Source organism: Comamonas sp. JC664 (genome assembly GCF_042647185.1).
The window spans coordinates 1-21571 of record NZ_JBHRUZ010000013.1 but is presented as its reverse complement, the minus strand read 5'-3'; the positions used below and the strand labels follow the sequence as shown (position 1 = coordinate 21571).

Below are 21571 nucleotides of genomic sequence, written 5' to 3'. Positions count from 1 at the left end.
TTCCCAGGCGAGCCCACCAAGGCGATGCAGCGCTACGACTATGAAGGCACGCCAGCTGGCGTCTTTTCCGACCCGGCTTTGTCGATCGCTGGGCGATGGTCGAGTTCAACAGCAGCAACCAACCGGTGCGCAGCTGGTGGGCCGATATTGGCACGAGCGAACAGGTGCCCATGAGTGGCGAATGGCGGCTGCGGCGATGGCCTGGCCTTATCCGCTACAGCGGCAACAACCGTGCATGGCTTTGGCGGCACCTTGTCCGGCCGTGTGGTGGCGCAGTGCAGCTACAGCGGCAGCGGTGTGGTGTTCAACTGCGCGGGCAACCGGGCGGGCGCGCAGGCGGCGGTGCCGTGGTGTCACTGTCCTTGCAGCGCGGCGTGGACCAGATCAGTGGCAGCGTGCAAGAGGGCGGTGGCGAGGCCGGCGCCTGGTCGGTTTCCGCATCGCTCGTGCCGCCTACACCCGCCAGAACAACCAGAATGTGCGCACCAGCTACTACGCACCGGGCTATGCCCTTGAGTCGGGCACCTGGGTGGTCAGCAGCGAGCTGCGGGGTCTGCCGGGTCGGGGGATTTCGATCGAGCTGCAAAAGCCTGTGACCAGCGAGGACCATATGCTGTTCATGTCGGTGTACGACTATGAGAGCAACGGACAGGCGACCTTCCACAGCCTGCTGGGCGCGCACGATGCCTCCACCACGCCAGAGCCCAACACCCCCGATCTGCCCACGGTGCAGTACCAGAGTGGGCGCTACTTTGGTGGCCCGGCTGCGATTGCCAGCTTCAAGGCCGATGCTGGTCTGACCCGGTCGATCCACTTCACCGCGCCATCGGTGGGAACGCTGGCCTTCCCCGGTGAGCAAGCGGTACAGATCGAGCGCTTCTACTACGGTGTGAACAAGGCCTCGGCCCAGTCGCTGCGCGGATCCTGGGTGCTGCTGTCGCAAACGGATGCGATACCCAGCCGCAGCTTCCGCTTCCAGACACGCGATGCCAACTCGGTGATCGATGCGGCCTCGGGCTATGTCTGTGTCGCTGAAGTGCTGCGCCAGTTCAACTTCCGCTGCACCGGCCCGTCAGGCTCCCCAGCCTTCCGCTTTGTGGCCGGCTTCTATGGCGCCAGCACCGGCTTGTGGGAGACGCCGAGGATGCGCGGCCATCACCGTGGTGCGGGTGACCGACCCGAACGGCGAGATGGTGCAGGCGGCGACTGAGGAGGGGACACATCGCTGGCCCGGCCTTAGCCGGCCGGGCCGGACCTGGCCTCACCAGGCCGGGCACAGCGGTGGCTACTGACCCTGCGGGACAGGTCCGGGGCCAGACCTGTTAAAATACCTGGGCGCCAAGCACTACTGAGCAACGGTTTCGCAGAAAACGCCTGCAAACCGTTGTTTTTTATTGCCTGCGCCCCAGGCGCTGGCCGGGCATTGCGAAGACATGCTGGCAGCGACGACGACCGTTTCGCATCCCGGCCTGTGCTGTGCGGGATGCGTTGTGCGCGAGCCAGCAGGCATCCTGCTGGCTTTTTTCTTCGTCTGTGGTCGACAAACGGGCACAATGTCCGATATTGAAGATATTGCGCCGCTCGGGTGGGTGGCGCATGGAGAGTCGCCAACCTGGCCCGCATCGGTGGCTGTGCTGGCGCCTTGTGCAGAGCGATGCGGTGTGCCGTGTCATCAGGGTGGGGTTGGCGAGCGCAAGCGGGCAGCCCCCATTTAGGAAGGTACAGAACATGCCCAGTTACAACCCACCCTTTGAGATCCATGTCCACGGACAAGTGCTGCTGCGCGCCGATGTCGGATTTGACCAGCTGCAAGAGGCCTTGAAAACCGCTGTGGGGCTATGCGGGCGCCAAGTCCCTGGTCGATGGCGCGGAGAGCGCTTACGAGGAAGAGCCCGGCATTCTGTTCGAGCCCAAGGACCATATGCTGCAGATGTGCTGGACGGTGCGCGGCGATGATGATTTTCGCCAGTCGCTCGACGACATGTGCATGAACCTCAATGAGCTGGCCGACCAGGGCGCGGCGATCGAGGTCACTTTCTATGACGCCGAGTTTGACGACGAGGAGCAGGACCGCAGCGCCGAGTCGCGCGATGACTTCATGATGCTGTTTGTGGGCCCGACGCCTGCGGCCATCATGCAGGTGCAGCGCGACATGCTGGTGCAGGACGTCGTGAGCACGATGGAGCGCCACTTCGATGCCGGTGAACTCGTCGGTGTCGTCGTGAGATCGACAAGCTGTTCAGCCAGCGCTTTGATGCGCTGGTCGATTCACTGGAGATCGGCAAGCCGCCTCGCGGCACGGGTGGCACGGCGGCCCTGGTGGTGGCCACGGCGGCGGGCGGTCGCCGCCCGCGCCACCTGCACTGAAAATAAGGCTGCGCGCGCCCCAAGCGCAGCGCATGTTGTTTATCCCAAGGCAGCCGCTGTGCTGCCTTTGTTGTTTGCTCGCGCCATGTCCAGCCCTGTCCCGCTTCCCTATTTGCAGTCCTACCCCGCCAGCTTACAGCAGCAGGCCGCAAGCCTGGTGCAATCGGCCAGCTGGGCCAGTGGCTGCTGCAGCGCCATCCGCAGCCGCACCAGATGCGCTCGGACAAGGCCTTGCATGCCTATGTGATGGGCCTCAAGGGCGAGCACATGCGCAACAGCGCGGGCTTGGCCAAGGTGGTATATGACAGCAAGCTGCAGCTGGTCTACCAGGCGCTGGGCATCCATGTGCGCAGCGGCAAAAACCATGGCGGCAAGACCCAGTCGCGCCACGAGATCCGCATTGGCAGCCTCTTCAAGCATGCGCCGAGGCCTTTTTGCGCATGATTGCCGTGCATGAGCTCGCGCACCTGCGCGAGTCCGACCACAACAAGGCCTTCTACCAGCTGTGCGAATACATGGAGCCGTCCTACCACCAACTGGAGCTGGAGGTGCGCCTGTACCTGACCTGGCTGGACCAGGGCGGCCACCGGCTGTGGCAGCTGGGTGCTGAATCGGCGGACGGCGCCCGCTGATCAGCCAGCGGCTGGCAGCGCTGCGGCGGCAGCCCCAGCACTGCGCGGCGGCGTATTGCAGCGCCGCCAGCTCGCCGGTGGTCACCAGGCTGCAGGCCTCGTCAAGGCTGGCGCCTGCGCCGGCTTGCGCAGCATGCCGGTGGCGTGCAGCAGGCTGAAGGTGCGGCGGGCCACGGGCCTGGCCGTGTCGAGCAGTTGCACCTGCTCGCCCACCAGCGCGCGCAAGGTGTCGGTGGCAAAAATGTAATGGGTGCAGCCCAGCACCAAGGTGTCGATCTGGCCGGGCTGCGCGCCAAAGCGGCCCATGGCGGCCAGGTAGGTCTGGCACAGGTCCTGGATTTGCGCGGCATCGGCGGCTGCATCACGCCCGGGGCGGGTGCTGTCTTCAATCGCCCGTGCCAGCCCATTGCAGGCCTGCACCACAAAGCGGGTCTGGGCCGCATGCGCCGTCTGCAGGGCGGCAAAGCGGCTGCTGCTGACGGTGCCCTGGGTGGCGATCACGCCCACCACATGGGTCTGGCTGTGCTGGGCGGCGGGCTTGAGGGCAGGCTCCACCCCGATGATGGGCAGGCCCGGGTGCTGCTCGCGCAGGCCCTCAATCGCCGCTGCGGTGGCGGTGTTGCAGGCAATCACCAGCGCCTTGATGTCGTGGCGCTCGCGCATCTGCTGCGTGATGTGGGCGCAGCGCTGCTGCACAAAGGCGTCGCCACGCTCGCCATAAGGGGCATTGCCGCTGTCGGCCACATAGACGAACTGCTCATGGGGCAGCACATCGCGCAGCGCGCGCAGCACACTCAGGCCGCCGATACCCTGTCAAAAACACCAATGGGGGAGAGAGGGTGGGGCATGGGGGCGAGCAAGGTCAAGGCTGAGAAAAAGGCGCGGGCGCCGTGATTGTAGGCAGGCTGCAGCTTTTATGCATCGACCGCTGCGAGCAGCATCAGGCTGGTACAGACAATGCTGAGGAGCCAAACCCCGAGCACGACGCCCAGCACATGGGGCCAGCGCGACAGGCCCGGCCAGCAGCGCCGCAGCAGGCAGTGCAGCGGCGTGATCAGCAAAGCCTGCAAAAAGCTCGCCGAGATCAGGATGGGCCAGAGGCTGTCGCCATGGATGGCCTGGAGCAGCACGCCATCGCCCGCCCAGACAAAGAGCTGCTCGGCCGGCGCGTAGCTGGCAAAGCCGGGTAGGCCCAGCAGTACCAAGGACAGCACGAGGCCGCCCAGGCTCCAGAGCAGGGGGGTGCGCTGGGCCTGGGTCCAACGCCAAAGTCGCTGCAGAACATGCATGGCGGTATTGTGCCTTTGAACGGCAGGCGCAGCCGTGCTGCGCCGTCGCCCCAGCGTCGCCTGGCCGCTGCGATGCCCCAGGTTTTTTGGCAAGAATTTCCCCTTATAGCCAGCACAGCCTTGGGCGGCAGTGTATAAATTTGCCCTGTCAATCTGGGCTTTGCCCGGCATTGTTGCCAGCAGCGACCGCTGCTGCCCAACCAACAACTAGGAAAACGCAGCCATGGGCGCGCAATGGAAAGCAAAGGGCAAGGCGCTGGTCGCTGATGCCAAGGGAAAACTCTTTGGCAAACTGGTCAAGGAAATCACGGTCGCGGCGCGTTTAGGCGGGGGTGACCCGGCAGCAATTCGCGCCTGCGCATGGCTGTGGAAGCGGCCCGCAAGGCCTCGATGCCCAAGGACACCTTGGAGCGCGCGATCAAGAAGGGCTCGGGCGCTGGCGCCGATGCCGTCAACTACTCGACCGTGTTGTTCGAAGGCTATGCACCCCACCGCGTGCCGGTGATGGTCGAGTGCCTGACCGACAACCCCAACCGCACGGCGCCCAATATGCGCGTGTGCTTCCGCAAGGGCCAGCTCACGGCCGTGGCCTGGGATTTTGACCATGTGGGCATGGTCGAAGGCGAAGCGGAGAACGGCGCTGATGTGGAGCTGGCCGCGATCGAAGCGGGCGCGCAGGATTTCGAGCCCGCCGAAGAAGAGGGCGTGACCCTGTTCATCACCGAGCCCTCGGATTTGGATACCGTCAGCAAGGCCTTGCCGACCAGGGCATCAAGGTGCTGTCGGCCAAGCTGGGCTACAAGGCCAAGAACCCCGTCAGCATGGGCAGCCTGCCCGCCGAGGCGCAGGAGGAAGTGCAAGCCTCCTGGCCGGCCTGGAAAACGATGACGACGTGCAGAACATCTATGTGGGTCTGGTGGACTAATCGCAGTCCCTGCCAACCCTCTTGAGAACGGCCGCGCAGGCCGTTTTTTCATGGGCGCTTGTGAGGCCGTCGTAGGCAGTTTGCGCTTCTTCATCATCTGCCCATTGACAGGGCGGGCCAGATATGCAGAAATTCGCTTGCGCTGGTCGTCGGCGCAGTTTAGATAAGAGCCCATACCATGAAAAAACTCATCGTCCTTGCCAGCATCGCGCTGGCATCCCAGTTTGCGCTGGCAGCCGACAAGACCCCCACGGCCCAGCAGCAGCTGATGGGTACGTGCAACACCGAGGCCAAGACCAAGGAGCTCAAGGGCGATCAGCGCAAGGCGTTCATGTCCAGCTGCTTGTCTGATGGCCGCAAGCGCCAGCAAGAACGCATGAAGACCTGCAACGTCGATGCCACTGGCAAGAAGGGCGACGAGCGCAAGGCCTTCATGAGCGAGTGCCTGAAGAAGTAAATACTTCTTTCGATCCGGCGCCAACGTGCTGGGTCTGCCGAACCGCAGGAAAAAACGCCAAGCATGCACACATGCTTGGCGTTTTGCGTGGTGGGCCCGAAGGCCGCACAGATCGCTACAGAAACCGTTTAGAAGCGGTGGCGCACGCCCACACCAAAGCTGGTGCCGTTGCCGAAGTTCTTGACCTTGTCGTACATCACGATCGCGTAGCCATCGGTGCGCTTGGAGAAGTCGTAGTTGTAGCCGACCGAGACGGTATCACGCTTGGAATCGCTGTCTTGCAGCTTGCTGTGGGCCCAGGCGGCGAGGATGCGGCTGGTGGCGCCCAGTGGCACGGTCGCGCCCAGGCTGGCGGTCTTGATCTTGAAGTCGGTGTCCTTGCCAGTGGTCTGGCCGTAGGTCGCGTAGGCCTTGGCAAAACCGGCGTCATAGCTGGTGCCCAGCATCCAGTTGCGGTGGTTCTCGGGCAGCACCACGGACACGGGGTTGCTCAGGTCCACGTCTTCGTAGAAGCCGGTGATGGCAAAGGGGCCGCTCGCGTAGGTGGCGTTCAGGCCGATGTTGTTCTTGCCGCCTTGGCCAGCCTGTTCACCAAACTGGTAGTGCAGGTTGCCGCTGAAGCCGCCGACCTTGGGCGTGCTGTAGATCACCTGGTTGCCCCAGCCGGTGTCGGAGGGGTTGCTGCTCTGCCAGCCGCTCTTGTTGAACAGCGACACGTTTTGGTGCAGCACCAGCGGCGAGAAGGTGAAGGAATCCCCAAAGGGGTTCATCGAGATCGTGGGCACAAAGTTGGGCGCCACGGTGCGCCCAGGGTGACGGCGCCGAAATCGCCTGACAGCGACACCAGCGCATCGCGCGACCAGAAGATATCGCCGTTGAAGCGGCCGGGTGTGCCGGTGTCTGCGCGCATGAAGCTGGTCAGCACAAAGCTGGCCTTGAGGCCGCCGCCCAGGTCTTCCGTGCCCTTGAAGCCGAACCAGGAGGTGGTCATGCCACCGCTGCCCAGCGTGGAGGTGCGGCCATCATCGCCAGGAGCTTTCATCGAGCCGATATACATATCGACCAAGCCGGTGGCGGTCACCGACGATTGGGCCTGCGCCGCGGAGGCGCAGACGGCCATCACGGCCAGGGCGAGCAGTTTGTTGTTCATGGCATTCCTTTGTTACAAGCGTGTGAATTTGTGATAGCGGTGAATTGTGAAGTCAGTGCCGACCGCTCTGAGCAATATGTGTGCCAAAAGCTAAAAAAACCGCTGGTAAAGACCCGAGGTGTGGCGTGTACGCCGCATATTGGGGGTATATGGTTTTTGCATGGACTTAGCCGCTGTTGCCAGATGAGCACGGTGGATCAGGGCTGAAAGCTGCCGTGGTGGCGGGGCTGATCGCTGGCAAGGATTGATGTAGCTCAATGTGCGCAGGCGTCAATCGGGGCAAAGTGCGGCCCATGCCTGACTTACTCTGCCTGGATGAATTCGCCCCCCACAGCGCCGGCGCCGGTGCCTTGCTGCGCCAGCGCCACCAGCACTTGCTGGATGTGCTGTACCTGGAGCGGGGCTCGGTCGCCTTCGGGGTGCAGGAAGAGGGCCGCATGCGCCACCTCCTCGGGGTCATGGAGGGGCCTGCTGGCTCGATGCCGCGCCGGCACTGGCCGAGCAGCCCTGTGCGGTGGACATGGTGGCGCGCACCGCCGTGCAATGGCGGGCGGTGCCCGTAGTGCAGCTGCGCAGTTACCTGCTGCAGTGGCCGGCCGAGGCCCAAGGCCTGGTGGCCAGCATGGCCCAGGGCTACTGCCAGCAGGCTGCGCTGGCAGTCAGCCGGGTGGCGCAGGACGCTGTGGCGCGCTGCGCCGAGTGGCTGCTGCAGCATGCCGAGCCCGGCGACCAGGGGCTGCGGGTGCAACTGGCACAATCGAAACGCCAGATTGCCGCGCACCTGGGCATTGCGCCCGAGACGCTCTCGCGCGTGCTGCGCCAATTGCGCGACCAGGGCCTGCTTGACGGCCTGGGAAAGAACCTCTGGCTGCCGCAGCCCGAGTCGCTGCGCCAGCTCGCCAAGTCCTAGCCAACCCTATCGGGCCCTGCCCAGCATGGGCCAGCCCATCGGTGACCCGGGTTTTCTCCGTCCGGTCTTTTCCCGATACCGGCGCCGGACCTAAACAGCGAACATGTGCGCAGCTGAAAGGAGGCGCCGCATGCCAGAGTTGTTATTTGCTATTGCGGGCCGACTCGGGCGTTCGCTGCCGCAGGCCATGGGCCATGCAGGTCAGGTAGCGCGGCATGGATGACAGGAAGGTGCATTGGCAGCCAGATCCCCCACCCCCGGTCGACGGCCTGCGCGATACGGCCGGTCCCTGGCTGTGGCGCCTGTGGGTGGTGGTGCCCTTGATGGTGCTGCTGGGCACGGCGCTGGTGCAGTGGCTGGCGATCCATGCCAGCCAGCAGACGGTGATCACCCAGCTGTCGGCCCAGCAGGCCGACGAGACCGAGATGCTGGCCAGGCTGATGGGCAGCAAGTTCGAGCAAAGCCAGAAGGTGCTGGGGGCCCTTGCCGAAGCGGCTGCGCCCTGGGTGCAAGGCCCCGCGTCCCAGCCGCCCCCGCTGCTGGAGCAGGGTCTGGCGGCCACGCGCTACTTTGACAGCCTGGTGTTTGCGCGCGGCACCCAGGTCTTCAGGCGCCATGTGCGCGATGCGGGCGAGGGCGACGAGGCCGTCGAGCCAGCCGAGCGCGATGTGCTGCGCCGCGTGATGGTCGATGGCAAGCCCCTGGTGTCCGAACCTTTCAAAAGTGCGTCCGGCGGGCCCAGCATTGCGCTGGGCATTGCGCTACGCGACAAGCAAGGTGCAGTGCAAGGCGCCATGGCCGGGGTGCTGCGGCTGCAGTCCCAGAGCCTGTTGCCGGTATCGCTGGCAGCCACCCGCCGGACAGCGGACAACTGGTGCTGATGACGGCAGCGGGCGTGCTGGTCTCCCACCCCGACCCGACGCGCATTCTGGGCACGACCGAAGATGACGCCTTGTTGGCCCCGGTGCTGCAACGCTGGCAGGAGCGCGCTGCCCGTGGCGGCGCCCAGACCGCGCAGTCCTGGTGGCTGGCGCCCAACCTGGTGAGCGTCGCGCAGATGCCTGCGGCCCGCTGGCTGGTGGTGCGCGTCATGCCCCATGACCAGAGCCTGCAAAGCTGGGGCGCCAGTGGCGCAGCTGGTGGTGGCTGCTGCTCATGCCTGTGGCCCTGGCAGCGCTGACCTGCCTGTGGCTGTGGGCGCACAGCGGCGCTTCAAGCAATTGGTGGCGCAGACACCGCTGCCCGCTGCACCCACCCCGGTGCTGGCACTGGCCTCGGGGCCGGTCCAGGTGGCCGACCCTGCCAGCGGCCCGCCGCCCGACGAGATTGACCGCATGGGCATGCACCTGCAAGAGCTGGGCCAGCAGCGCGAATCGCTGGCCGAGCAGTTGCGCCAACAGCAGCAACTGGCCGAGAGTGTGCTCGCGCATGCGCGTTTTTCCTTTTTGCTGCTGCAGCGCGATCAGATTCAACAGGTCTCCCAGGCGCTGGCCCATTTGCTGGGCTACAGCCGCCAGGACCTGCAAGGCCAGCCGGTGCGCATGCTGGCGATGGCCGACCAGGACTTCGACCAGGCCTGGGAGCAACTGGCCCCGGATCTGGAGCGCCTGGGCAGCGCTGAGACCAGTGTGGTGCTGCGCCACCAGTCGGGCGCGCGCGGTCATGGTCAGCCTGCACCTGGTGAACATTGCGCAGGCGGGGCCGGATCTGCGCTGGTGCTTTGTGCGCGCCGGCCAGGCCCGCGTGGCCGCGCAGTCGCCCAGCCGCATGGACAAGCTCACCCTGCTGCCCAACTACGAGGCCTTGCTGCTGCACCTGACCGCCCTGCTGCAGGCTAGGCGCGAGGGGCTGGACCAGTCCTCGCCCAGCGCGCCGGTGCTGTTCTATGTGAATGTCGACAATATGTCGGCCATCAATGCACTGGCCGGCCATGCACAGGGCGATCTGGTGCTGCAGCATGTGGCGCGCCAGCTGCAGCTGCTGCAGCCTTTCCAGGGCTATGCGGCGCGGGTGGCGGGCGACAAGTTTGCGCTGGTGCTGCGCCAGTGCAGCCCGGAAAAGGCCCATGAGCTGGCTGCCCAGCTCTGCGACCACCCTGCAGAATTGGCAGCCCCAGCTGCGCAGCAAGCATTTTGTGGTCACCGTCAGCATCGGTCTGCTTCAGATGGATGCCTCGTTTTCCGATGCGCTGCAGGTGGTGCGTGCCGCCGACATGGCCAGCTACAGCGCTAAGCGCCAGGGCGGCAACCGGGCCTGCTGGCGTGAGGCCAAGGTGGCCTGAAGGCCAGGGGCTGAGGGACATCCGCCACAGCTTGGGGTAACAACCGGATAGGCTGCAGCCCCCGGCTGATAAGCTTGAATGTCCTCATTCAAAACACCCGCATGCGCGACCAAGCCCTGTTTGACAAGATTGACCTGCACCTGATCCGGGTGCTGCACACGGTGCTGACCGAGCGCAGCGTCTCGCGGGCGGCCTTGCGCCTGGGCATGTACCAGCCGGCGGTGTCGGCCGCACTCAAGCGCCTGCGCGACCTGGTGGGCGACCCTTTGCTGGTGCGCTCGGGCGCGGCGATGATGCCCACCGACAAGGGCCAGCGCATGGTCGAGCCGGCCGCTGCCATCCTGCGCGCTGCCGAAGGCCTGTTCAGCGATGCCCGCGATTTTGACCCGCAGACGGCGACCCGCACTTTCCGCATTGCAGCGAGTGATTACTTCGATCCGCTGTTCCTGCCCGCGCTGGTCGCGCGCATCAAGTCCGAGGCGCCGCTGTGCGTGGTGGAGATCTACCCGCTGTCGTCCGAAACCCACTACCACGCCCAGCTCGCCCAGGGCGATATCGATGTGGTGGTGGGCAACTGGCTGCAGCCCACCGGTGACCTGCACATGACCAGCCTGATGAGCGATGAGGTGGTGAGCCTGGTCAGCCGCCGCCACCCGGCCGTGCGGCGGGGCTGGGATGTCGAGGCCTGGCTGCAGGCCGAGCATATTGCGCCCACTGCCACGCACCCGGGCGCGCCGGCATCATCGACGCCCGGCTTGATGCACTGGGGGTGGAGCGGCGCATCATGGCGCGCTGCGCCCACTTCAGTGCCATTCCTGCCATGGTGGCATCGAGCTTGCTTGTGCTGACCACGGGGCGCCAGTTCTGTGAGCGCTTTGTCGACACGCATGCGCTGGCCATTTTGGACTGCCCGCTGGCGCTGCCGCCGCTCGATTACTACCTGCTGTGGCACGCCCGGACCCATGCCTCTGATGCGGCCATCTGGCTGCGCAGCTGCCTGAAAAAAAAACCGCGCTCTCGCTGCGAAGCCCGGCGGGCTATTCGCCGTGAGTGAGCGCATCTTCGCGTTTTATCCCGCGCTCGGGTAACAATTTGAGGGACAATTGCCGCCCATGAAAGAACAGACCCGACACCGACGACCGATGGCGCGGCCGCGCCCCGGTTACAGCTGATCGGCATCACCAAGCGCTACCCAGCGGTTGTAGCCAATAACAAAGTAGCGTTGACTGTACGCGCCGGGGAAATCCACGCCGTGCTGGGCGAGAACGGCGCGGGCAAGTCCACGTTGATGAAGATCATCTACGGCTCGGTCAAACCCGATGAGGGCCAGATCCTGGTCGACGGCCAGCCAGTGCAGATCCGCAACCCCCAGGAGGCACGCCAGCTGGGCATCAGCATGGTGTTCCAGCATTTCAGCCTGTTTGACACCTTGACGGTGGCCGAGAACGTCTGGCTGGGTCAGAACAAGCGGATGTCGCTCGCGGAAGTGACCGCCCGCATCACCGAGGTGGCCAGCGAGTATGGCCTGGACATCGATCCGCAGCGGCCGGTGCACAGCCTGTCGGTGGGCGAGATGCAGCGGGTGGAGATCATCCGCGGCCTGCTCACCCGCCCCCGCGTGCTGATCCTCGATGAGCCGACCTCGGTGCTCACGCCCCAGGCGGTGGAAAAGCTGTTTGTCGTGCTGCGCAAGCTGGCCGCCGAGGGCTGCAGCATTCTCTATATCAGCCACAAGCTCCATGAAATCCGCGCGCTGTGCACCGCCTGCACGGTGCTGCGTGGTGGCGAGGTGACCGGCGAGTGCGACCCGCGTGAGCAAAGCAATGCCTCGCTGTCGCGCATGATGATTGGCGCCGAGCCGCCGATGCTCAAGCTGCGCCCCAGCCAGGCAGGGGCCACGGTGCTGAGCGTGCAGCAGCTGCGCCTGGCCAAGCAGGACCCGTTTGGTGTGGACCTGGATGGCATTTCGCTGCAGGTGCGGGCCGGCGAGGTGGTGGGGATTGCCGGTGTCTCGGGCAATGGCCAAAAGGAGCTGCTCTATGCGCTCTCGGGCGAAGACATGCGCGCCGAGCCGCAGGCCGTGCTGATGGATGCCACGCCGATGGGGCGCATGGGTCCGGGCCAGCGCCGCGCGCTGGGCCTGCATTTTGTTGCCCGAAGAACGCCTGGGGCGGGGCGCCGTGCCCAGCATGAGCCTGGCGCACAACCTGGTGTTGACGCGCAACGAGATGCTGGGCGCCGGCGGCTGGCTGCGCATGGGCCAGCTCGACCAGATGGCGCGGGGCATCATCGCGCGCTTTGGTGTCAAGGCTGGTGGCCCGCAGGCCAGTGCGCAGTCGCTCTCGGGCGGCAACCTGCAAAAGTTCATCGTGGGCCGGGAAATCGATGCCCAGCCCCGCCTGCTGATCGTCTCGCAGCCCACCTGGGGGGTGGATGTGGGCGCGGCAGCGCAGATCCGCGGCGAGATCCTGGCGCTGCGCGATGCGGGCTGCGCCGTGCTGGTGCTCAGTGAGGAGTTGGAAGAATTGTTTGAAATCAGTGATCGCCTGCATGTGATTGCCAAGGGCCGCCTGTCGCCATCGGTGGGGCGGGCCGATGCCTCGGTGCAGTTGATCGGCGAATGGATGAGTGGCCTCTGGGAAGGCCGCAATGCCGCCCCGGCTGCCGCTGCTGCCGCTCTCGCCGAGGAGGGCCGCCATGCTTAAGCTAGAGCAACGCCCCCAGGCCTCGCGCTTTTGGACTTTTGGCTCGCCGGTGCTGGCCTTGCTGATCACCGTGTGATCGGCGTGGGCCTGTTTGTGCTGCTGGGCAAGACCCGGTCAAGGGCCTGCAGGCCTTTTTCTGGGAGCCGATCAAGTCTGGCTACGCGCTGGGCGAGCTGACGATGAAGGCCACGCCGCTGCTGCTGATTGCACTGGGCCTGGCCGTCTGCTTTCGCTCCAATGTCTGGAACATTGGTGCCGAGGGCCAGTTTGTCATTGGCGCCGTGGCCGCGGGCGGTATGGCCTTGCTGGCTGACAAGAAACACCGGGCCCTGGATCGTGCCCGTCATCCTGCTGGCTGGCATGCTCGGCGGCATGGTCTGGGCCGGCATCGTGGCCTGGCTGCGCGACCGCTTCAATGCCAACGAGATCCTCGTCAGCCTGATGCTGGTCTATGTCGCCACGCTGGTGCTGGGCTACCTGGTCTACGGGCCCTGGAAAGACCCGATGGGCTACAACTTTCCGCAGACCAAGAGCTTCGAGAAAATCACGCAAATCCCCAAACTGGTGCAAGGCATGCGCATGAACATCGGCGTGCTAATTGCGCTGGCCGGTGCTGCGCTGCTGTGGGTCTACCTGTTCCGCACCCGCGCCGGGCTGGCCCAGCAGGTGGGGGGCCTGGCGCCCTCGGCGGCCCGCTATGCCGGCTTTTCGTCGCGCAAGGCCTTGTGGACGGCGCTGATGATCTCGGGCGCCACTGCCGGCCTGGCCGGCGCACTGGAAGTGGCCGGCCCCCTGGGCCAGCTCACCCCCTATGTGCCCGCCGGCTATGGCTTTGCGGCCATCATCGTCGCCTTTGTCGGTCGCCTGCACCGGTGGGCATGGTTTTCTCCGCGATTCTTATGAGCATGTTCTATATCGGCGGAGAGCTGGCGCAGTCGCGCCTGGGCCTGCCCAAGGCCCTGACCGGCGTCTTCCAGGGCTGCTGCTGTTCACCTTGCTGGCTTGCGACACCTTGGTGGTCTACCGCCTGCGTTGGGTGGCATCGCGCGCCGCAGTGAAAGGAGGCCTGTGATGGAATCCTATGCACTGCTGTTGGGCGCCACGCTGAGCGCTGGCACCGTGTTGGCGCTCGCCGCACTGGGCCTGCTGATCAACGAGAAGGCCGGCATCGTCAACCTGGGCGCCGAGGGCATGATGCTGTGCGCAGCGATTGCCGGTTTTGCCACCGTCGTCCACACCGGCAGCACCTGGCTGGGCTTTGGCGCGGGCATGCTCGCTGGCGCCGTGTTGGCCGCCATCTTTGGCGTGCTGGTGATCTGGCTCAACACCAACCAGTACGCCACGGGCCTGGCACTGTCGCTGTTTGGCGCCGGTTTCTCGGCTTTTGTCGGCCTGTCCTACGTGCAGGCCAAGCTGCCCAGCCTGCCCAAGTACGCGATTCCGGGCCTGGCCGATATCCCGCTCTTGGGCCCGGCGCTCTTTAGCTTGCACCCGCTGGTATATGGCGCCATGGCGCTGGTGCTGGTGATGATGTGGTTCCTCTACCGCACGCGCGCAGGCCTCGTGCTGCGCGCCGTCGGTGAATCGCCCACATCTGCCCATGCGCTGGGCTACCCGGTGCGCCGCATCCGCCTGATGGCGGTGGTGTTCGGTGGCGCGATGTGTGGCCTGGCCGGTGCCTATATCTCGACCGTCTATACGCCGCTGTGGGTGGAGGGCATGGTCTCGGGCCGGGGCTGGATTGCGCTGGCGCTGACCACCTTTGCCACCTGGCGCCCGCGCGGGTGCTGCTGGGCGCCTACCTGTTTGGCGGTGTGACCATGCTGCAGTTCCACCTGCAGGCCAGCGGCGTGCAGCTGGCCAGCCAGCTGCTGTCGATGCTGCCTTACCTGGCCACCATCGTGGTGCTGGTGCTGATCTCGCGCAATCCAACCTGGATTCGCGCCAATATGCGGCCTCGTTGGGCAAGCCTTTCTATCCCGGGTCATAAGCGCGTGTCAGCACGCGCCCATCACAATAACAGCGGCCCGCTTTTTGTCCGTTCTTTATAAAAACCAAGGATTCATCCATGCAAACCATGCGCAAGCGCTCCGTGATCAAGTTGATCGGCCTGTCGGCCCTGTCGTTGGCGACCCTGGCCGCCTGCGGCAAGAAGGAAGAGCCCGCCGCCCCGGCAGCTCCTGCGCCGGCTGCCGCGCCCCTGCTGCCGACAAGCTCAAGGTCAGCTTCATGTATGTGAGCCCGATTGGTGACGGCGGCTGGACCTTCCAGCACGAGCTGGCACGCAAAGCGATTGCACAGAAGTTTGGCGACAAGATCGAGACCTCGATGGTCGAGAGCGTGCCCGAGTCGGCCGATGCCGAGCGCGTGCTGCGCGACATGGCAGGCCAGGGCAACAAGCTCATTTTTGCGACCAGCTTTGGCTACCAGGAATTTGTGCAGAAGGCCGCTGCCGACCTCAAGGATGTGAAGTTCGAGCACGCCACCGGCTACAAGCAGGCCGACAACGTGGCGGTCTACGACACCAAGACCTTTGAAGGCGCCTACCTCGCCGTATCGTGGCCGGCTCGATGACCAAGACCAAGACCGTCGGTGTGGTCGCCTCGGTGCCGATTCCGGAAGTGGTGCGCAACATCAACAGCTTTGTGCTGGGCGCGCAAAGTGTCGACCCCAGCATCCAGGCCAAGGTGGTCTGGGTGAACGAATGGTTTGCACCGCCCAAGGAGTCGGAAGCGGCCACCAGCCTGATCAACGGCGCGTGGATGTGATGTACCAGAACACCAACTCGCCCGCCGTCCTCAAGACCGCCGAAGAGCGCGGCGTCTACGCCTTTGGCAAGGACGGCGACATGAGCGCTTTTGCACCCAAGGCCCACCTGGGCTCGGCCGTGATCGACTGGACGCCTTACTACAGCAAGGTGGTCGAAGACACCTTGGCCGGCCAATGGCAGTCGGGCAACTTCTGGTGGGGTGTGAAGGAAGGCGCGATGGACCTGGTCAAGATTGCCGACCAGGTGCCCCAGGACGCCAAGGACAAGGTCGAAAAGGCCAAGCAAGGCATGAAGGACGGCAGCTTCGCCGTCTGGACCGGCCCGATCGTGGACAACAAGGGCCAGGAAGTGCTGGCCAGCGGCACGGTGGGCGATGATGCCTTCCTGCGCGGCATCAACTTCTATGTCAAGGGCATCGAAGGCGCAGTGCCCGGCGCCAAGTAAGCCGGCTGCAGCGCCAGGTCGGGACTTGGGCGCCCGGCCGGCCTGCTGGCAAACAAACAACAGTGCCGCGCGGCGGGCCGGGCGGCACTTGGAACCTGGCCCGATTTATGCATATATTGGCCGGCGATGTTCTACCCGCTGCAGGCCGGCATGGTGGCTTGTAGAGCTCGCATTCCAACAACATTCGAGGACACACAGATGACTGATTTCCGTAAGCGTTCGCTGATCAAGGTGGCCGCGCTCTCCGCGCTGGCTGCTGCCGCCGTCGTGGGTTGCAGCAAGAAGGAAGAGGCGCCAGCGCCTGCACCCGCTGCTGCCCCGGCAGCCGCAGCCCCTGCGGCCGATCCGCTGAAGATCGCCTTTGCCTACGTGGGCCCGGTGGGCGACGGCGGCTGGACCTTTGCACATGACCAGGCGCGCAAGGCGCTGGAGAAGGAATTTGGCGACAAGATCCAGACCAGCTTTGTCGAAAGCGTGCCCGAAGGCGCGGACGCCGAGCGCGTGCTGCGTGACATGGCCACCCAGGGCAACAAGCTGGTGTTTGGCACCACCTTTGGCTATATGGACGTGATCCAGAAGCTGGCGCCGAGTTTGCCGATGTGAAATGGGAACACGCCACGGCTACAAGGTGGCCGGCAATGTCAGCACCTATGACAGCCGCACCTACGAAGGCGCGTACCTCGCCGGTATCATCGCCGGCTCGATGACCAAGTCCAACACCTTGGCGTGGTGGGCTCGTGCCGATCCCCGAGGTGATCCGCAACATCAACAGCTTCACCCTGGGCGCGCAAAGCGTCAACCCCAAGATCAGCACCAAGGTGGTCTGGGTCAATGAATGGTTCAGCCCTCCGAAGGAAACCGAAGCGGCCACCAGCCTGATCAATGGCGGCGCGGACATTCTGTTCCAGAACACCGACTCGCGGCCGTGCTCAAGACCGCTGAAGAAAAGGGCAAGCGCGCCTTTGGCTGGGATTCGGACATGACCGCCTACGGCCCCAAGGCCCACCTGGGCTCGGCCATCATCAACTGGGCGCCGTACTACATCGACACCACCGCAGCGCGCTGGACGGCAAGTGGACCAGCCGCCAGACCTGGTGGGGCGTGAAGGAAGGCACGATCGACCTGGTGTCCCATGGCTGACGATGTGCCGGCCGAGACCAAGGCCAAGGTCGAAGAAGTCAAGAAGGGCCTCAAGGACGGTACGTTCAGCATCTGGAAGGGCCCCATCCTGGGCCAGGATGGCAAGGAAATCCTGCGGCCGACAAGGTCGCCGACGACGACTTCCTCAGGGCATCAGCTTCTACATCAAGGGCGTGGAAGGCCAGGTTCCTGGCAAGTGATGCGCGGGCGCTGCGCCGGTGCTCGACGCCCGGCGTTCGATGTCCGTTCTAAACGCGAGTGGCAGCGGTGCTTTTGGCTCCGGTGCTAACATTGCGACCAAAGGCTGCCCCAGGGCAGCCTTGTCATTTATACCAAGAGATTTCCCCCGATGATCGAAGCCCAACAATGGCACCCGGTTGCCTTGTCTGATGTGGTGGTGGATGCCCCGCTGCCGGTGCGCCTGCTGGACCAGGAGCTGGTGCTGTGGCGCGATGCGCTAGGCCAGGTGCAGGCCTTTGTCGACCGCTGCCCGCACCGTGGCGCCGCCTGTCGCTGGGCCGCGTGCAGGATGGCCAGCTGGAGTGCCCCTACCACGGCTGGCAGTTTGCCAGCGGCGGCCAGTGTGTGAAGGTGCCGGCCGTGCCCGCCTTTGTGCCGCCCGCCAAGCACTGCGTGGCCTCCTATGGCGTGCAGGAGGCCCATAGCCTGGTGTGGGTGCAGCTGGCGCCGGCGGCAGAAGGCCAGGCGCCCGTGCCTCTGCCGGTGTTCGAGCCGAAGCCGATGAGCGCCTGCGCAAGCTCAACTGCGGCCTTATGATGTGGAGGCAGCGCCCCGCGCATCATCGAGACTTTCTCGATATGTTCGCACTTTGGCTTTGTGCACGAGGGCTGGCTGGGCAGCCGCGATGCAACCGAGATGTCCCACTACGAGGTCGAAGCCACCGAGCGGGGCGTGAAGGCCACCGGCTTGCAAGGCGATCCAGCCCCAGTCGAACCTGCACTCCACCAAGCCGGCTGAAGTGGACTACAGCTACGAGGTGACCGCCCCCTACACCGCCTTGCTGACCAAGGTGCCCGAGAGCGGATCGAGCAAGCAGGGCTGGCGCGAGGCGATTGGCCTATTCGTCTGCCCGGTCACGCCCGAGCGCAGCCGCGTCTGGTTCCGCTGGCCGTGGCGGATTTCGACAGCTCGACGAGCAACTGCAGCAGTTTCAGCATACGATCTTTACCCAGGATCAGCCCGTGCTGGAGTCGCAGATGCCCAAGCCGCTGCCGCTCGATGCCAAGGCAGAGCTGAACTCACGGCCGACCGCATGTCGGTGGCCTACCGCCGCTACCTCAAGGCCAGTGGCGTCACTTTTGGAGTGTGTTGAGATGTACACCGTCCCCCCAGATCGAAGCGGCCCGCCTGCCGGGCCTGCTGCGTGCATGCCCAAGGCCGAGCTGCATATGCACATCGAAGGCTCGCTCGAGCCCGAGCTGATCTTTGCGCTGGCCCAGCGCAATGGCGTGGCTTGCCCTATGCCGATGTCGAGAGCCTGCGCGCCGCTTACGCCTTTACCAACCTGCAGAGCTTTCTCGATATCTACTACGCGGGCGCCAGTGTCTTGCTGACCGAGCAGGATTCTACGACATGGCCATGGCCCTACCTGGAGCGGGCTGTGGCCGACAATGTCGTGCACACCGAGATCTTCTTTGACCCGCAAACGCACACCGCCGTGGCGTGGCGATGGCGAGCGTCATCCAGGGCCTGCACAAGGCCTGCGTGGATGCGGAAAAGCGCTGGGGCATCAGCGCGCAGTTGATTCTGGATTTTCTGCGCCACCTGAGCGAAGAAGAAGCGCTGCAGACCCTGGGTGAGGCCTTGCCTTACCGCGCCTATTTCAGCGGGGTGGGTCTGGACAGCAGCGAGGTCGGCAACCCACCGGAGAAATTTGCCCGCGTGTTTACGCGCTGCAAGGATCTGGGCCTGCGCCGCGTGGCCCATGCCGGCGAGGAAGGGCCACCGGCCTACATCTGGGGCGCGCTGGATGTGCTGCATGCCGAGCGCGTGGACCATGGCGTGCAAGCGGTGCACGATGCCGCGCTGATGCAGCGGCTCAGGACGAACGCATTCCCCTGACCGTCTGCCCGCTGTCCAACCAGAAGCTGCAGGTGTTCCCCGACCTGGCCGACCACAATATGCCGCAGCTGCTGGCTGCCGGGCCTGGTGGCCACGGTCAACTCGGACGACCGGCCTATTTTGGCGGCTATATCAACGAGAACTTTGTACAGCTGTTTGCAGCCACCGGCATGGGCTCGGACGAGGCCTACCAACTGGCGGCCAACAGCTTTGAAGCCAGCTTTGTGCCGCAGACGCGCAAGCAGGCCTGGCTGGGCCAGCTGCAGATGGCCTTTGCCGAGGCAGCCCGTTGAACTGAAACGCTAAAGCAAACAGGGCGCCGCGAGGCGCCCTGTTTGCTGGCAGGTGAGCGGCGACGTTAAGCGGCGGCTGCTGCGGGCACCGACTCCGACAGCATGGCATTGCGCAGCTGCAGCGCATAGCCTTCGAGCACCGCGCCGCCAGGCTCCTTGCGCGGCCAGCTGAAGCTCACGCCGTCGTCGGCATGGCGCGGCACGACATGCAGGTGGAAGTGCGCGACGGTCTGACCGCCTTCGACGCCATTGGCCTGCAGCAACGTGAGGCCTGCGGGCTCGAAAGCGATCTTGGCGGCCAGTGCACCTTGCGCGCCGTCTGCATCACCGCAGCCGATTCTTCGTCGGTGATCTCGAAAATATTGGCTGCGTGGCGCTTGGTTGCGACCAGCACATGGCCGGGGTTGACCTGGCCCAGGTCCATGAAGGCGATCGTCAGCGCATCTTCATACACCTTGGCCGAAGGGATTTCTCTTGCACCAGTCGGCAGAAAATGCAGACACGGCAGGGGACGGATCAACAAAATGCGGCATGGGCCAAGCCTCCTCCTTGGGCTTTGGCAGCGGCTGCTGTCTGTGCAGTGCCACTACCAGTGGATTTAACCAACAGGTAAAACAAACACTATAGACCGCAGATATGACCCGCGTATACATCTGAGCCTGGGGTTTTCCCTGGTTAACCATCGCGCTGCTGTCAGCCTACAGCCCGAGTTGCAGCGCGGTCAGCAGCCGGCACTGCCGACAGCGCTGCTGCGGCGCATAGAAACTATTGCCAGGTCCATATAACGGCAGACCTTGGCAGACGCTAAGCTTGGCAGCATGCATATTTACGATCCGCCCTGTTGCGCTTTGCCGATGACGGCCAGGCGCTGTATGAAGAAGATGGCCTGCTGGCCGTGGCCCCGGGCCCCGATGGCCGCGAGCGTTGTGCTGGCCGCAGGCAGTTGGCAGGCGCTGTCGGCCCAGCTGCTGGCCCAGGCGGGGGCCGATGCCGTGGTCGAGCAACTGCCCGGCCGCATCATCGCGCCGGGTTTTGTCGACATGCACATCCACTACCGCAGACCGATGTGATCGGCTCGCCCGCCAGCGGCCTCCTGCCCTGGCTCAATGACTACACCTTTCCCCATGAGTCGCGCTTTGTCGATGCCGCCTACGCGGCAGAAGTGGCGCAATTCTTTGTCGATGAGCTGCTGCGCAATGGCGTGACCACGGCGTTGACCTTTGCCAACCTCGCACCCGGCATCGGCCGATGCGCTGTTTGCCCAGGCGCACAAGCGCCAGATGCGGCTGATCACCGGCAAGGTGCTGCAGGACCGCCATTCGCCCGACGGCGTGCGCGATGAGACCGAGCAAAGCCTGGTCGACACCGAAGCGCTGATCCGCCGCTGGCATGGCGTGGACCGCCTGGGATACGCGATCACTCCGCGCTTTGCGCCCACCAGCAGCGAGGCCCAACTGCGCGGCGCCGGCGAGCTGGCAGCGCGCTACAGCGATGTCTGGATCCAGTCGCATGTGGCTGAAAACCTCGACGAGATTGCCTGGGTGCGCGAGCTGTTTCCGGACAGCCGCAGCTACCTGCAGGTCTATGCCGACCGGGGGCTGATGCGTGAGCGTGCCGTCTATGCCCATTGCATCCACCTCGATGCACGTGACCGCGCGCTGATGCACGAAACCCGCACCGCCGCAGCGGTGAGCCCTACCAGCAACCTTTTTTTGGCCACGGCTTTTTTGACTATGCCCAGCCGACGCCGCGCAGATGTTTGTACGGCCTGGCCAGCGATGTGGGCGGGCGGCACGAGTTTTAGCCCGTTTTCGCACCATGCTGGCGGCCTACTTTGTCGGTCGCGAGGGGCGCGACAAGCAGGCCTGTCGCTCGCGCCCCCACACATCTGTGGTGGCAGCACACGGCCGGTGCGGCGCAGGCGCGGGCCTGGCTGGGGTGGTCGGCAACCTGCAGCCGGGTGCGAAGCCGACTTTGTCGTGCTCAACCCGCAGGCCACGCGCGCGATCGCCCGCAAGACGGCGCAGGCCCGCAATCTGGAGGCGCTGCTGTTCAGCCTCATCGTGCTGGGCGATGACCGCCTGATCGTGCGCAGCCGGATTGCGCAGAAGCAGGCTGATCCTGGT

The 21571-nt window shown here is 64.9% G+C and carries 10 protein-coding genes and 15 pseudogenes; 21 read left to right on the top strand and 4 right to left on the bottom strand.

The genetic code is table 11. The features are described 5' to 3' along the window. From ACFODQ_RS02275 to ACFODQ_RS02255, 5 genes and pseudogenes are all read left to right on the top strand, one after another. Window positions 1-1210: pseudogene (locus tag ACFODQ_RS02275) on the top strand (hypothetical protein); the annotation flags it as partial. A gap of 518 nt (window positions 1211-1728) precedes the next feature. Continuing rightward, window positions 1729-2367, top strand: a pseudogene (locus ACFODQ_RS02270) (DUF6806 family protein). Window positions 2368-2425: 58 nt separating this feature from the next. After that, window positions 2426-2614, top strand: coding sequence for a hypothetical protein (locus ACFODQ_RS02265; RefSeq protein WP_377014809.1), 189 nt, complete (start codon window positions 2426-2428; stop codon window positions 2612-2614). Continuing rightward, on the top strand, window positions 2581-2811 hold the full coding sequence (locus ACFODQ_RS02260) for a hypothetical protein (protein WP_377014807.1): 231 nt from the start codon (window positions 2581-2583) through the stop codon (window positions 2809-2811). Before ACFODQ_RS02265 ends, ACFODQ_RS02260 begins: the two co-directional genes overlap by 34 nt. Continuing rightward, on the top strand, window positions 2808-2999 hold the full coding sequence (locus ACFODQ_RS02255; RefSeq protein WP_377014811.1) for a YgjP-like metallopeptidase domain-containing protein: 192 nt from the start codon (window positions 2808-2810) through the stop codon (window positions 2997-2999). Before ACFODQ_RS02260 ends, ACFODQ_RS02255 begins: the two co-directional genes overlap by 4 nt. 81 nt (window positions 3000-3080) lie before the next feature. Here ACFODQ_RS02255 and murI read toward each other — a convergent pair whose 3' ends face one another. Then, a complete protein-coding gene (gene murI, locus ACFODQ_RS02250; protein WP_377014805.1) occupies window positions 3081-3791 on the bottom strand; it encodes a glutamate racemase in 711 nt (236 codons plus the stop codon). A gap of 122 nt (window positions 3792-3913) precedes the next feature. Beyond that, a complete protein-coding gene (locus ACFODQ_RS02245; protein WP_260719038.1) occupies window positions 3914-4288 on the bottom strand; it encodes a hypothetical protein in 375 nt (124 codons plus the stop codon). A gap of 223 nt (window positions 4289-4511) precedes the next feature. Between ACFODQ_RS02245 and ACFODQ_RS02240 the strand changes: the two are divergent. Together ACFODQ_RS02240 and ACFODQ_RS02235 are read left to right on the top strand one after the other, a co-directional pair. Further along, window positions 4512-5213 (top strand): annotated as a pseudogene (locus tag ACFODQ_RS02240) (YebC/PmpR family DNA-binding transcriptional regulator). A 178-nt stretch (window positions 5214-5391) separates the two neighbouring features. Beyond that, window positions 5392-5670, top strand: coding sequence for a PsiF family protein (locus tag ACFODQ_RS02235; RefSeq protein ID WP_021027750.1), 279 nt, complete (start codon window positions 5392-5394; stop codon window positions 5668-5670). A 128-nt stretch (window positions 5671-5798) separates the two neighbouring features. Here ACFODQ_RS02235 and ACFODQ_RS02230 read toward each other — a convergent pair. Continuing rightward, window positions 5799-6820 (bottom strand): annotated as a pseudogene (locus ACFODQ_RS02230) (porin). A 293-nt stretch (window positions 6821-7113) separates the two neighbouring features. Between ACFODQ_RS02230 and ACFODQ_RS02225 the strand changes: the two are divergent. From ACFODQ_RS02225 to ACFODQ_RS02165, 13 genes and pseudogenes are all read left to right on the top strand, one after another. Beyond that, window positions 7114-7730: pseudogene (locus ACFODQ_RS02225) on the top strand (Crp/Fnr family transcriptional regulator). A 215-nt stretch (window positions 7731-7945) separates the two neighbouring features. Beyond that, on the top strand, window positions 7946-8611 hold the full coding sequence (locus tag ACFODQ_RS02220) for a PDC sensor domain-containing protein (protein ID WP_377014802.1): 666 nt from the start codon (window positions 7946-7948) through the stop codon (window positions 8609-8611). Further along, window positions 8611-8910, top strand: coding sequence for a hypothetical protein (locus tag ACFODQ_RS02215; RefSeq protein WP_377014800.1), 300 nt, complete (start codon window positions 8611-8613; stop codon window positions 8908-8910). The genes ACFODQ_RS02220 and ACFODQ_RS02215 overlap by 1 nt, the downstream gene beginning before the upstream one ends. Window positions 8911-8917: 7 nt before the next feature. After that, window positions 8918-9568, top strand: coding sequence for a PAS domain S-box protein (locus tag ACFODQ_RS02210; RefSeq protein WP_377014798.1), 651 nt, complete (start codon window positions 8918-8920; stop codon window positions 9566-9568). Next, a complete protein-coding gene (locus ACFODQ_RS02205; RefSeq protein ID WP_377014796.1) occupies window positions 9498-9962 on the top strand; it encodes a diguanylate cyclase domain-containing protein in 465 nt (154 codons plus the stop codon). Before ACFODQ_RS02210 ends, ACFODQ_RS02205 begins: the two co-directional genes overlap by 71 nt. Window positions 9963-10112: 150 nt before the next feature. After that, window positions 10113-11065: pseudogene (locus tag ACFODQ_RS02200) on the top strand (LysR family transcriptional regulator). Between the two features lie 48 nt (window positions 11066-11113). Then, window positions 11114-12716 (top strand): annotated as a pseudogene (locus ACFODQ_RS02195) (ABC transporter ATP-binding protein). Further along, window positions 12709-13788: pseudogene (locus ACFODQ_RS02190) on the top strand (ABC transporter permease). Before ACFODQ_RS02195 ends, ACFODQ_RS02190 begins: the two co-directional pseudogenes overlap by 8 nt. After that, window positions 13788-14706, top strand: a pseudogene (locus ACFODQ_RS02185) (ABC transporter permease). The pseudogenes ACFODQ_RS02190 and ACFODQ_RS02185 overlap by 1 nt, the downstream one beginning before the upstream one ends. Before the next feature lie 78 nt (window positions 14707-14784). Next, a pseudogene (locus tag ACFODQ_RS02180) lies at window positions 14785-15930 on the top strand (BMP family ABC transporter substrate-binding protein). Window positions 15931-16128: 198 nt separating this feature from the next. After that, a pseudogene (locus ACFODQ_RS02175) lies at window positions 16129-17270 on the top strand (BMP family ABC transporter substrate-binding protein). A gap of 149 nt (window positions 17271-17419) precedes the next feature. Next, window positions 17420-18403, top strand: a pseudogene (locus tag ACFODQ_RS02170) (Rieske 2Fe-2S domain-containing protein). A gap of 1 nt (window position 18404) precedes the next feature. Next, window positions 18405-19445, top strand: a pseudogene (locus ACFODQ_RS02165) (adenosine deaminase). 65 nt (window positions 19446-19510) lie between these two features. Here ACFODQ_RS02165 and ACFODQ_RS02160 read toward each other — a convergent pair. Further along, window positions 19511-19978, bottom strand: a pseudogene (locus tag ACFODQ_RS02160) (HIT family protein). 308 nt (window positions 19979-20286) lie between these two features. On the opposite strand from ACFODQ_RS02160, the pseudogene guaD reads away from it, so the two are divergent. Then, window positions 20287-21571, top strand: a pseudogene (gene guaD, locus ACFODQ_RS02155) (guanine deaminase); the annotation flags it as partial.